Annotated in this window: 10 protein-coding genes, 3 tRNA genes, 2 pseudogenes and 1 CRISPR repeat array; of the genes and pseudogenes, 6 read left to right on the plus strand and 9 right to left on the minus strand. The window is 47.0% G+C overall.

The features are described 5' to 3' along the window. Positions 1–33 precede the first annotated feature (33 nt). From pgsA to ACGF49_RS12410, 4 genes are all read left to right on the plus strand, one after another. Positions 34–582 (plus strand): CDP-diacylglycerol--glycerol-3-phosphate 3-phosphatidyltransferase, encoded by a 549-nt coding sequence (pgsA, locus tag ACGF49_RS12395; protein ID WP_049581866.1) that lies wholly within the window; start codon positions 34–36, stop codon positions 580–582. Positions 583–726: 144 nt separating this feature from the next. Continuing rightward, positions 727–802: transfer RNA gene (locus tag ACGF49_RS12400), tRNA-Gly, on the plus strand. 90 nt (positions 803–892) lie between these two features. After that, positions 893–966: transfer RNA gene (locus ACGF49_RS12405), tRNA-Cys, on the plus strand. 6 nt (positions 967–972) lie between these two features. Then, a tRNA-Leu gene (locus tag ACGF49_RS12410) sits at positions 973–1,059 on the plus strand. 102 nt (positions 1,060–1,161) lie between these two features. Here ACGF49_RS12410 and ACGF49_RS12415 read toward each other — a convergent pair. The 3 genes and pseudogenes from ACGF49_RS12415 to ACGF49_RS12425 all read right to left on the minus strand — a co-directional run. Then, entirely contained in the window at positions 1,162–1,788 is a 627-nt protein-coding gene (locus ACGF49_RS12415) for a tail fiber assembly protein (protein WP_113043468.1), read from the minus strand. Positions 1,789–2,018: 230 nt separating this feature from the next. After that, positions 2,019–2,637: pseudogene (locus ACGF49_RS12420) on the minus strand (tail fiber protein); the annotation flags it as partial. A 561-nt stretch (positions 2,638–3,198) separates the two neighbouring features. Continuing rightward, a CRISPR array of direct repeats spans positions 3,199–3,350; the repeat unit is 29 nt; unit sequence ATTTCTAAGCTGCCTGTACGGCAGTGCAC. Positions 3,351–3,512: 162 nt separating this feature from the next. Continuing rightward, positions 3,513–3,791: pseudogene (locus tag ACGF49_RS12425) on the minus strand (DNA-packaging protein); the annotation flags it as partial. Positions 3,792–4,383: 592 nt separating this feature from the next. Between ACGF49_RS12425 and ACGF49_RS12430 the strand changes: the two are divergent. Both ACGF49_RS12430 and ACGF49_RS12435 read left to right on the plus strand, forming a co-directional pair. Next, a complete protein-coding gene (locus ACGF49_RS12430; protein ID WP_387491181.1) occupies positions 4,384–5,076 on the plus strand; it encodes an XRE family transcriptional regulator in 693 nt (230 codons plus the stop codon). A gap of 9 nt (positions 5,077–5,085) precedes the next feature. Further along, on the plus strand, positions 5,086–6,237 hold the full coding sequence (locus ACGF49_RS12435) for a type I restriction endonuclease (RefSeq protein WP_113043420.1): 1,152 nt from the start codon (positions 5,086–5,088) through the stop codon (positions 6,235–6,237). Between the two features lie 139 nt (positions 6,238–6,376). Here ACGF49_RS12435 and ACGF49_RS12440 read toward each other — a convergent pair whose 3' ends face one another. The 6 genes from ACGF49_RS12440 to tssF form a co-directional block, all read right to left on the minus strand. After that, positions 6,377–7,786: a VasL domain-containing protein gene (locus ACGF49_RS12440; RefSeq protein ID WP_387491184.1), complete on the minus strand. Its 1,410-nt coding sequence runs from the start codon at positions 7,784–7,786 to the stop codon at positions 6,377–6,379. A gap of 100 nt (positions 7,787–7,886) precedes the next feature. Beyond that, a complete protein-coding gene (tssE, locus tag ACGF49_RS12445) occupies positions 7,887–8,327 on the minus strand; it encodes a type VI secretion system baseplate subunit TssE (protein WP_113043421.1) in 441 nt (146 codons plus the stop codon). A 4-nt stretch (positions 8,328–8,331) separates the two neighbouring features. Further along, positions 8,332–8,673: a type VI secretion system lipoprotein TssJ gene (tssJ, locus tag ACGF49_RS12450; protein WP_387491187.1), complete on the minus strand. Its 342-nt coding sequence runs from the start codon at positions 8,671–8,673 to the stop codon at positions 8,332–8,334. A gap of 109 nt (positions 8,674–8,782) precedes the next feature. Then, the gene (locus tag ACGF49_RS12455; protein WP_387491190.1) at positions 8,783–9,037 is read right to left on the minus strand and encodes a hypothetical protein; all 255 of its coding nucleotides are present in this window, start codon (positions 9,035–9,037) and stop codon (positions 8,783–8,785) included. Continuing rightward, positions 9,015–10,106 carry a type VI secretion system baseplate subunit TssG gene (gene tssG, locus ACGF49_RS12460; protein ID WP_271859451.1) on the minus strand — a complete coding sequence of 364 codons (1,092 nt, stop codon included), beginning with the start codon at positions 10,104–10,106 and terminating at the stop codon, positions 9,015–9,017. The genes ACGF49_RS12455 and tssG overlap by 23 nt, the downstream gene beginning before the upstream one ends. Then, positions 10,070–11,845 (minus strand): type VI secretion system baseplate subunit TssF, encoded by a 1,776-nt coding sequence (gene tssF / locus ACGF49_RS12465; RefSeq protein WP_113043424.1) that lies wholly within the window; start codon positions 11,843–11,845, stop codon positions 10,070–10,072. Before tssF ends, tssG begins: the two co-directional genes overlap by 37 nt. Between the last annotated feature and the right edge of the window lie 45 nt (positions 11,846–11,890).

Consider the following 11,890-nt stretch of genomic DNA (forward strand, 5'->3'; position numbering starts at 1 on the left):
AATTCCACTATAGCCAGATAGTTAAGAAGCACTATGCAATTAAATATACCAACATGGCTCACTCTATTTCGTATCGTCCTGATCCCATTTTTTGTCCTGGCATTCTATTTGCCATTCACATGGGCGCCGATGGTTTGTGCCATAATTTTTATTGTCGCTGCGGCGACAGACTGGTTTGACGGTTTCCTCGCGCGCCTTTGGAAACAGACAACTCGCTTTGGCGCATTTCTTGATCCTGTCGCGGACAAAATCATGGTTGCTGCCGCATTAGTCTTAGTTTCCGAACACTATCATACATGGTGGATAACCCTCCCCGCAGCAACCATGATAGCGCGTGAAATTATCATCTCTTCTCTCAGAGAATGGATGGCTGAATTAGGCAAACGCAGTAGTGTTGCCGTTTCCTGGATGGGTAAGGTAAAAACGACAGCACAGATGGCGGCGTTAGTTGCTTTATTATGGCGCCCTAATTTTGAATTCGAATTGGGCGGATTCATATTACTTTATGTTGCTACGGTGATGACATTTTGGTCAATGTTTCAATATGTAAACGCGGCTTGGTCTGACTTGCGTGAAGCTTGATCGAAATGACGTAAAAACCATCGAACAAACACAGCGTAACAATAATTGTGTTGACTCGATACGTGAAGTAAGTAGAATGCAACGCATCGAACGGCACATGAGATTTACGAAAACAAATAAGTAAATCAGCCAGTTCAAAGCGGTGCGGGAATAGCTCAGTTGGTAGAGCACAACCTTGCCAAGGTTGGGGTCGCGAGTTCGAGTCTCGTTTCCCGCTCCAAGTTACTGTTCAGAAGTTTGATAGTAACTTAGCGACTAAAGGTTTAGTAGCTGAATTATTCGTTGAATAATTATTCATTGAATATAGAAAGGCGCGTTGGCAGAGTGGCCATGCAGCGGATTGCAAATCCGTCAACCTCGGTTCGACTCCGGGACGCGCCTCCAAATTCAGCCCAGGTGGTGAAATCGGTAGACACAAGGGATTTAAAATCCCTCGGCCTTAAGGCTGTGCGGGTTCAAGTCCCGCCCTGGGCACCATATAGAAACTTACTGTAAAACAGTGAGTTAGGAAAAAGAAAAGGCCACCGCAAGGTGGCTTTTTTTCGTGATGGAAATCACTATATCCTTTCATTATACTCTTTACCTCGGCTGTTCCGGCCATTCAATATCGGGAGACAGCGAAATATTTACTCTATTGAGCATTACCCTATATTTTTTCCATGTCAGTAAAGCGGATTTTTCTACTTCGGTAGCGATATCTAAATCAACAGCATCTTGCAGTAATGTAATGAATTCATTCGCGTGTCGCAACAGAATTACACGCTGCTGCTCCGCTTGTTCAATCTGATTTGCTTTTAGAGCTACATTATCAGTGACCCATTTTGTGCCATCCCATTTATCAAAATCAGTGGTCGGTTGCTTGAAGGTTAGAGTTTCAGGTAATTCACCCAGTTCAGTGATTTTCTGTTGAGTTCGTGTTAACGTGTCGTAAGCTATTTTCCCCCGATAATCAGGGACGATTTCCCAACACTTACCGTCTTCACTGCGACAAACAGCCACATCATCAGAATCGGGAAAGTCTGGTGCATCTAAATAAGAATTCGCTGACAAACTGACACCGAGCATGACATGTTCAATATCAGCGTGAGTAAATTCTCTTGTTATTTGATCCGTGTGATAAACTTTTATCCAGCCGGCTTGAATTGCTAATCCGTCTTCACCCAATACGGCGGTTTCATGTTCTAAAGCGTATTTTTGTTCTGTCATTATGCTGCATGCTGCTGCTCTCACTATGTAGTTAAATGCTATATTACGGGGCCTCGATACCCCTATAAATGCGGAATTCGCAATCCAGTCTGCCTGAGCTTTATAATATACAGCTTTTACCGAAGTATTTTTATTTTGGGGAATATCCCACTGCAATTTTGCAAACTCATTGCGTGAGAGGGTAATCATAAAATTATTAGCCCGATCAACATTCTGTAACAAATAAGCCCCTTCTTGCCATGACAATATTGAACGAGATGGGTCCACATTTCGACCACTGTCCCAGCCACGGATAAATTCTCCCCTTAGGTCGGGCAATCTGCCGTCAGGATAAGCTTCTGCTAACTTTGGGTACTGCAATTTATTGAAAAATGCACCGTTACAAACGAGATAGTTGATAGGTGGATAGGGTAACGGCCACGGAATGGGGGAACCCACAGGGATATTAATTTCTTCACGTAATGAATTTATTATTTCCTGAGCAAGTTTTTGTGTAACAGCCAATGTATTGCTATTGCCAACCACATTTGTAAGTTGAACAATACCTTTCTGTGTTAATGAAGCATCAGAAACTTTTGTTTTTTGTTCCAGTGCTCTATTTAATTGAGCGTTGAGTTTATCTATATTCCCATCATCCAGAACATCATTGCCAGATTGTGTGGCGATAAAATTAGCGACTACAGAGGATATCGTGGACGACTGACGTAATGCCTTATTTAGCATATCAGTGGTAATACCATCTTGTGGAAACCCAGTCTGCAAATTCTGATTTGCTTCATATCCTTCTTGGCTAATTACATTAGCATTATTACCAATAGAAAAAGCTTTAAAATCATTTTTTTGACTCATATCCTTACTCCTTAAGAAAAATAATATTTTTTATAATCAACATATTTAATTACTGTAAAAATAATCCGCCGGTAATTCATTAAAATCAAAGTCTAGTTCAGAAAGAAGAGTAATACAGCATTCCTATTTATTAGGAGATTGACTATTTTTATATAATTAGCGGCAATAAGTAATTAAATATTTTAGAATTGAAAACATGCCCAAACCATTTATATTTAACATCTGAAAACTATTCTCTCTATTCGTAGAACCGATGGAAAAGAAAATTTTATCTATCAATAAAAAAGGCCACGCAATGCGCAGCCTTTGAACGTGTGTAATAAGTTGTTAACTAATAGCGAGATTCAATCTTTTACCAAGAACATTTAACGCGCTTTCTACCGTGTCAATCTTCGTGTTGTGACGCAATGAGACTATACGTTGAACATCTTGCGGAAACGTTCCTATTTTTCTCGCTAGCTCTGCATTATTTGTTTTTGTTTGCAGCATTGTATTTAACAACAATACATTAACTGCAACACTTGCCGGAACATCAACAAAGGCTTCATCTCCATTAGACTTTCTATTTCTAAGCTGCCTGTACGGCAGTGCACCTCGATTTGGTTTGTCTTGGCGTTATGAACAATTTCTAAGCTGCCTGTACGGCAGTGCACAATTTCACCAACAATCATTGCATCAGGGTCTATTTCTAAGCTGCCTGTACGGCAGTGCACTGTTATATATTAACTCCAACTCACTGACTATCAAAGAATATATTTATCAAAAGCAAAAAAAACCTTTTTTATGAGACAGGTTAAATTTCATTAAAAATCAATGAATTATAGTTGGTCGTTAAAAAAGGGTAAAAATTACAAGTGAAATAACCGAACGGTGGATGAGGTAATTTTTTGCTCTAGTGCTTTATTTAATTGAGTGGTGAGTTTGGCTATATTTCCATCATCCAGAACATCATTGCCAGATCGTGTCGCGATAAAATCAGCCACGATAGATGATATGGTTGATGCTTGACGTAATACCTTATTTAATAAGTGAGTAGGAACATTATCTGGTGTAAATCCAGTCTTCAAACTTTGGTTTTCTTCATATTTTTCTTGATTTACCACATTCGCATTATCACCAATAGAAAAAGCCTTAAAATCATTCTTATAACTCATGTACTTTCTCCTGAAATTAAATAATGTTATTTTATAATCAATATATTGAATTATTGTAAAAACAATCCCTCTTGCAATTCACGCCAATCACTGTTAATACAACACCTCAATTCTATAGCCCATTCCCTGATCATTGGCAGTTTTTAATAATATTTACAATTGCCTCTAATACATTATTACTCTTGCTAACTATTAGCACTGTTATTTTATTTTTCAGAAAGTCAAAGAAAGCCCTCTCGTTTATACCCTATGGATTTCAAGATGCATCGCGACGGCAAGGGAGTGAATCCCCGGGAGCATAGATAACGATGTGACCGGGGTGAGCGAGTGCAGCCAACAAAGAGGCAACTTGAAAGATGACGGGTATATACGCTTTTTTGTTCCACTGGCGAACCACCTGATCCCTAATACTTAGGCATTTTGGCTAACGCTGGTATACCGCCGGCTTTCTTTACTGCTGTATCCAGTATGTTCATAAAGGTTTTCTTTTTTTACTAACAACAACAAACAAAATACAATAAATACTTTAAAAATAAAGTTTTGCTTGCTATAAAAATAAAAGCCTCGCTTGTATATTTAAGGCATGAAAACAATGCACGAAAGAATCAAGCAAGCTCGGCTTGCAAAAAAATTAACTCAAGCTGAACTAGCAGATATGCTTGGTGTTACTCCACAGTCTGTACAACAGTGGGAATCAAACACAGAACCAAGAAAATCAAGGCTAACAACATTAGCATTTATCCTTGACGCTGATGTGAACTGGCTTTTATTTGGCAAAACACTCAAAAAGGGTGAGGACCAAGTTCCACCTGATAGCAAGTGGACAACTATTGCGCAATGGGACAACAACATGCTACTAGATGGCGATGAGGTGAAGGTGCGGTTCTTAAAGGATATTGAATTCGCATGCAGCAATGGTGGATGTGTTGATGCGGATTATAACAGCTTTAAGTTAAGATTTTCCAAAGCAACATTAAGAAAAATTGGCGCACCAACTGACGGCTCTACAATTATTTGTTTTCCTGCTAAGGGCGACAGCATGGAGCCAGTTATCCCGGATGGAACAGCAATAGCAGTAGATATCTCTAATAAGAAAATTATTGATGGAAAAGTGTATGTGATTGAACAGGATGGATTAAAGCGTCTTAAATGTCTTTACAGACGCCCGAGAGGAAAATTACTTATCAGAAGTTATAACCGTGATGAATACGAAGATGAAGTTGCAGATAAAGATCAAGTGAACATCATCGGGAGAATGTTCTGGTATTCCGTTTTAGATTATTAAGGTTATGGAATGGACAATTTTAAGATAAAAATAAAACATCATGTTGACCACGTTAAGAGTGCGGGCCAACACTGCACCACCGAAGAAACAACTAAGCAAGCATTAATATTGCCTTTTTTAGATATTCTTGGGTTCAGTCCGTATGACCCTCAAAAAGTTAAAGCCGAGTACGGAGCGGATTTTCCCGGGTTAAAAGCAAATGAGCGTGTTGATTATGCCTTGTTTTGCCAAGGTGTCCCAGTTATGTTTATTGAGGCAAAGGGATACAGCGAAAAGCTAGATAACCACTGTCCTCAGTTATCCAGATACTTTAATTCTACTCCAGAAGTGACTATTTCAGCAATTACAAATGGATTAGAGTGGCGTTTCTTTACCGATTTAAAACAAAAAAACGTAATGGATCTTACCCCATTCTTACGCATTAAAATGGATGAAGTTAGCGATGCGGATGTAGGCCAGCTCTATCGATTTAGACACGATAAATTCAAACCGGAAGCACTAAGAACGCTTGCAGAGGAAAGTGTTTACTTATCCGCTTTTACTAAAACCATCAGCACTAGCTTAAGAGATGTTGATAGTGAATTTGTGAGATACGTTGCCAATAGATCTAATGTCGAACGCCAACTAAATCAGCGCTTTATTGAATCAATCACCCCATTGGTAAAACAAGCTGTTGAGAAATCTGTCAGCGCAATGGTGGTTTCCGGTCTTTCAAATAAACATGTTCCAATTGATGGAGTTCAAGACGAGATAGAACCTCAAGAGAGTCCGAAAGAACCAGATGAGATAGTAGATCTAGATAACCCTAATATTGTTACCACTAAAAACGAATTAACTCTATATGAAAAAGCAAAATCAATAGTCGGGGAATCTGTTGATTTGCAATACAAAGATACAGAGTCTTACTTTGGTATTCTTTATCAAGGAAAATCAAATAGATGGATAATAAGATACTTTGACAAGAAGAATAAACCTTACATCCAGATACCTATTGAGCTAACTGATATATTAGCCAACGAAGTTAATAGAGCTGGATTATCTGCTAATAACTCAAGAATATTTATAGAAGCTCCAGAAGATATATTGAGGATAACAGGTATTATCCTTGATGCTTTTGAGTTTGTTAAAAACGACGATAACTTTAGAAAGAAAGCACAATAATTATACCAGCCACCACTCGGTGGCTTTTCTGCCCCATATCCTTCACTATCATCTAAAAATGTCTAAGCAGTCACATTTCCAACAATCAATAAAAATAAACCCACCTTAAAAACAAGTATTACTTGTTTCAGTGAATTGATTAATGGATAGCAGACTGCATGAGCAGGGCATAACGATTGAGTAATTGATTAAAACGGGTGTCAATTTGCTGACACAGTGCCGGGGAGACCGGGCCGCTTTTTTGTTGTTCGGCCAGTTGGCGCAACAATTCTTCCAATGGCGGCGTGCTCGCCAACGGTTGCTGAATGCCAAATACTATCGATTTCAATTCAGACCCCGTGAGATAACGACCGCGTCTTTCATCCAGCTCATCAAGGCGGGCCGCTAATCGTTGCAGACGCGATTGAACCAGGTGATAATTTTCCAGTTCAGAGACAGGTAACGCCGTGGCTTCACGTTGCTGTTGCCACTGTTTCTCCATCTCTTGCACCGTTTGGCTGGCCGGCCATAATGTTTGCAGCTGGTGTAATAGCTGCGTCCCATACGTTAATCGCCACAACACAGGCAAGGTCTCCAAACTTGCCAGTTGCGACCGGCTGGCCGCCAGCGTTTTCGCCTGCAACTGATTCAGCAGCACGGCGTTGTCCGGGTGGCGCAACTCAGCAAGTTGCGCCGGGAGCAAGGTCTGCGGCAAAGGCTGCGCGGTCACTTGCAATGCCTGCGCCAGCGGCGGCGCTTGGCGCATCCCTTTCACCCACCAAACACCGGCCGCTGCCAGCGCGCACAACGCGACACCCGCGACAAAACCGTGCCAGACTTTCCCGCGGGACACAGGTAAAGCCCCGACCCCATGGCCCTGAGGGGGGACGCCAGAGACCGTTTCATGCACGACATATATCAGTTGCGGCCGGGAGAGGGCTGTGGGCGTCAAAATAGCATTCCCTCCCGGTTGTATGGCGGAGACCGGGACAACCGGCATCATCCCCGTTTCCGGTTTCAGCCGCTCTAAACGTTGAGCGCTGTTGTGAAGCCACACGCGGAGGCTGTCGAGTTGACTCACATATTTCAGTTCCAGACGTTGAAGCACTTCACACAGATGTTCAAGCACCTTTTCCACCGGGTAAATCAGCGGCAGGTCAATATAGGAGAAAACCGAGGTACGTAACACCTGTTGTAACCGCGCGACCAGCCAGGCCAATATCTCAACCCGTACACGTGTAGATTGCGGCCAGCATTGCGACCATTGATGAGCCACTAACCCCTCAATCAGGGCCAACCCTTCATGCATACCCGCTAATCCGGCCCGTTGTGCCCGGGCCAATGTGTACCAGGCGGCACTTTGCAGTTCTACACCGTTAACCTGAAACAGTGTCAAACAAAGCTGTTCAACTTTAGCCCAGTCAATGTCGGGCCGGGCCGGATGGCTCAGTTTGCTCATTTCGTCTTTCAGCGCGCGGAATTCAGGCCGCGTCCGGGGATCCTCCCCGATATAGACACTATTTTCAGTCATCACTTTATTTTCACCCAGATTGGTTGCTGAAATCCGCATGATTAACGCCGCGGGACAACATCAACGCATTCAACCGTCCGGGCGTCACCCCGGCCCGTTCCGATAACAGCAAGCGGCGGCAAGATAGCCCCACCGCAGATTAATCCATCCGCCCTTGTTGGCGCAGATGGCGAACCAACACTTTCCCTTCCGGGACAAATTCCGTGCTAAAACGCACCCGCCCCACCCCGTTCAGTTCGGCGTTGATGTCATAACGCAAATGCGCCGGTTCAATCTCCGGCAATAACGTCACACTGACCTGCTTCAAGCGGGGCTCATAAGTCAGCAGCGTGTGCTCAATCGTCGCGATCAGGCGTTGTGACGATTCAGGCAACCCTTGCAGGACCGTGCTGAGATCAGGCAGGCCATAATCCGGCAGATGGCTCAGCGAACCCGCCCGGCCATTGAGGATACACTGCATATTGTCCAGTACCGATAAAATCACCTGATTTTCCTCACTGATCTGATGCAAATCCAACCCGCCGCGAACGTTGCCGAACAGGCATTCATACAGGGAAGGCTTGTGGGTTTTCTTTTTCATCAACTTACTCCTTTTCAGGCAACAGAGTCAGGCCGCCGCCATTTAACTCAATGGTACGCGGCTTATCCGGTAGCAGCGCCTGGCGCCTGATGATTAGGCGCCAGGTGGCCCCGGCTAAATCGGGATTTCTGAACAGACCCACCACCGCGACATATTTCGCCTGCGCCGCCATCGGCATATTGAGTGAAGCCTGACTACCCGGTTTGACCACCACCTCCCGGCTCGCCAGACAATCGGCCCCGAGTATACGGTCGCCGTTTTCCAGCAAATCCGCGTAATCCGCTTTTTCCAGCGCCCGGTTATCCCGCAACTGATAAACCCGGACCAGCGCCTGTCTCTTATACACAACTTTGTATCCTACTGTTTTTTATGAGAATTATTTTAAACTTATCAAGACAGTATTGAAAAATATTTCCTTTAAAATCAGTTGAGTATATTTATCAAATTACGGCTATTTACTCATAATTTGAGATGTGACTAAAAGACAGGACCAGCGCAGGGACGGACAGGGCAACACTTTCCCCGCTATCCGTGTTAACCGCGGCCCGGGGCGTAAAATCCAGCCGCGCGGTTTTCACTTGTCGATGAAAAAGGGACTGGGTGACGGAGACCGTGCCATCGGCGACCGTCTGCGTCAGCCCGCAGCCGGTCAGCAGTAAGGTGATTGCCGCTATCATCGGCGCCGTTTTATAAAAAGCGGTAGTGAACATGGTGTCCTCCGGTGTGTTGATGGCTGTCCGGTGATATGCCCTGATAATCCCCCAGACTCACCGTTATCTTGTCCGGGATTGCCGCCTGATTTTTTTCAGCCTGCAACCCCAGCACCCCGGTCAGCCCCAGCTGAACAGGCTTATCGCCGCCCAGCACCGGCACCGGTAATATTCGGGTCTGAAGGGTCAATTGCAGCCGGGCCCGGTACCGCCAGCCCAGATAAACGCGCAGCAACGTCAACAAATCGGTGTGTAACTGCCCGCCCGGCAGCCAGCCCCGCGCTTCCTCCGGGCAATCCGTGTGCAACGCCAGCAATAACTGGCTGTTGATATCCGTGCCGGCCCTGCCCAGCACGGTACGTTGCGACAGGGAAATCGGCTGCGAGTCTGAAAAACCGGCCGGTTGCCGCAGAGGGATCTGCCGCGGGCAGGCGGGCGTCACCCCGACACGGGTCTGCGGCGCCAGCAACGTCACCAGCGCCGATACCCCTTCCGCCGTCCGGGTCGGCAGGCGCATCACACTGAGCAGCGCCAGAAAACGGGACGCCGGCGTGGCAATCTGCTGCTGACTGCCCGGAATGCCTAAGCCAATCAGTCCCAGTAAACACTGCGATGTTGGGTCGCTTCCCCCAGCGGCAAACGTCGCCGGGTAGGAATATTTACGCCAGATACGGTAATACTGGGTCAGTATCCGGTGGTTAAACATATCCAGAAAGGCTTCCACCGCTTCATGCCCTTCCCGGTGTTGCGCGATATCGTTCAGGTAAGCGGTCGGCAACGGGGAATCCACGCCGTACAGCCCCATAAACGTGGTTCTGACTGTCGGGGGGCGATCCGGGTATTCGCCGTCAGTTTCCATCGCTTTCAGCGTACCGGTCGGGAACCCCATCCCCGGATGGGGCCGGAAACGTATCACATCATCGGCGGGATTATCCGTACTGCCCAGGGGGTGCCGATCCGGGGCCATGCGCTCAACGGCCTGACAGAACTGATAGAAATTGAGTGTCGAAATATCGTCCTTTAGTCCGGCCATTAACCGGGAATACACTGACTGTGCTTCTCTTGCCATGACAAGCGCTCTCCTGTGGGTTGTGAGACCAGCGTCAGCCGGTTGAACAGATGGATATCGGTGTACAAGGCAAAAAAGCGACTGAGCATCTCGCCGAACAGACAGATATCCCCGGTCCCGGTAAAGCCGTTGCTGTCCAGCGTGACTTCAATATGCACCCCCCGTTGCAGACACCCCTGCTCAAACCGCTCGATAAGAGAATGCTTTACCGCCACAATGGCCGCCAGACGGCGATAGTTCATCTCGTCATCGGTCCAGTCATACAGGGCCAGCGTGCCGCGCAACACTTCCGGGTTATCCATCAAACTGAGGAAATTGGAGCCGAGATGACTGAGCACCCGCCAGTGAAAGCGATCCCGGTTTGGCGGATAACACGGCAATGTCGGTTCACGCAGATTACGCACGGTCAGTCCCGCCAACGGGGGAGACACCGCCGTATCCAGCAGCGTCTCCTGCAATGCCCTGCGGGGCAGTTGCCCATGCGTGCCGGTCAGGGTGAGTGACAGATTTTCTGCTTCACGCGATCCCTCATGATTATCAATCGCCTCCCCGCCCAGAATCAGCCAGGTGTCGTACAAACCCGACGGCCCCTGTTTTACCCGGGTATGGTAGTAACGCGCCGGCGCGTCATGGCGCAGCATACCGCCCTGGTGGCGAAAACTACTGAAGGGCACATACGACTGGTGATCACTACGCTTCGAGGACACTACCGCATCCACCGAATAAATCTCGGTATGCCCGTCCTGAAGGCGCATCGGGCGCAGCAAATACTCCGTTTTCAACGGTGACAGCGGCAACGGATCGGATTCCAGCGGGAACAGGTTAATCACCGGCACACAGTGCAAACGGATATGCGCCGCAGAAAACGGCCTCTCATGAGGCCAGCTTTCACCCAGCACCACATCCAGTTCAAACCACGGCGTCCTGTCGGGTATAGTCAGCTGTTCCAGCCCACACAACGCGACAAACATGAATTTCTCACGGAAGGTAAAATACTCCAGCAGCAGCTGATAACCACTGAACGCGCTGTCCCCTTTCGGCCACAGCCTTTCCTCATCGCCAAATCCCAACGGGGAGAATCCCCCGTCAAACGGCTGGCGGTCGGGCTGACCGGGCAGACGCAGATACAGCTGTTGCGTCTGAAGCGTCAATGCCCGATGTAACGCGCAGGCCAGCGGGCTGTCCGCGCTCAGGTACAGCGGCAACCGACTCAAATCAACCTGGCGCCAGTCCACCTGCGTGCCGCAATCAAAACGCAGGCGAATAACAGCCCGGCCATCCGGCTCAGATTTAAGCGAAGCGTCAGTCAGCGCCAGCGGCAGCAACTGAACCGCCTGCGTGGTGGTATAGCGGCACCGGGTCTGTTGCGGGCCGATCGGCTGCGAAAGCACCTCAAAGCCCTTGTTCACCTGCGCCGGATTTTTCAGCTGTTTCAACTGTGCCCAATCCGCGCCCAGTTCCACAATGGACAGGGAAGGGATGGTACGCAGGTAATGCGGCCACAGCAAACTGACCAGCCCTTCCGTCAACTCCGGCAAGTCATCATCCAGCTTCTCGCGCAGGCGGCCCATCAGAAAGGCAAAGCCTTCAAACAGACGCTCCACATAGGGGTCACGGGTACCGACGCTGTCCAGATTGAGCAGAGCCGCCCGGTCAGGATGGGCTTTGGCAAACTCGTTGCCCGCGTCACGCAGGTAGCGCATTTCTGCCTCGTAATAGCGCAGGATTAAATCATCCATCGAATTGTCCTCAAATAAACCATTCAGAATAAACACATTGGGGAG

Origin of the sequence: Photorhabdus sp. RM96S (genome assembly GCF_042879335.1) — a bacterium.
Lineage (GTDB): Bacteria > Pseudomonadota > Gammaproteobacteria > Enterobacterales > Enterobacteriaceae > Photorhabdus > Photorhabdus kayaii.

Bases quoted from the DNA above. Each gene is read 5' to 3' on its own strand.
- pgsA (WP_049581866.1), top strand. From the start codon at position 34: ATGCAATTAAATATACCAACATGGCTCACTCTATTTCGTATCGTCCTG.
- ACGF49_RS12415 (WP_113043468.1), bottom strand. From the start codon at position 1,788: ATGACAGAACAAAAATACGCTTTAGAACATGAAACCGCCGTATTGGGT.
- ACGF49_RS12430 (WP_387491181.1), top strand. From the start codon at position 4,384: ATGCACGAAAGAATCAAGCAAGCTCGGCTTGCAAAAAAATTAACTCAA.
- ACGF49_RS12435 (WP_113043420.1), top strand. From the start codon at position 5,086: ATGGACAATTTTAAGATAAAAATAAAACATCATGTTGACCACGTTAAG.
- ACGF49_RS12440 (WP_387491184.1), bottom strand. From the start codon at position 7,786: ATGCGGATTTCAGCAACCAATCTGGGTGAAAATAAAGTGATGACTGAA.
- tssE (WP_113043421.1), bottom strand. From the start codon at position 8,327: ATGAAAAAGAAAACCCACAAGCCTTCCCTGTATGAATGCCTGTTCGGC.
- ACGF49_RS12455 (WP_387491190.1), bottom strand. From the start codon at position 9,037: ATGTTCACTACCGCTTTTTATAAAACGGCGCCGATGATAGCGGCAATC.
- tssG (WP_271859451.1), bottom strand. From the start codon at position 10,106: ATGGCAAGAGAAGCACAGTCAGTGTATTCCCGGTTAATGGCCGGACTA.
- tssF (WP_113043424.1), bottom strand. From the start codon at position 11,845: ATGGATGATTTAATCCTGCGCTATTACGAGGCAGAAATGCGCTACCTG.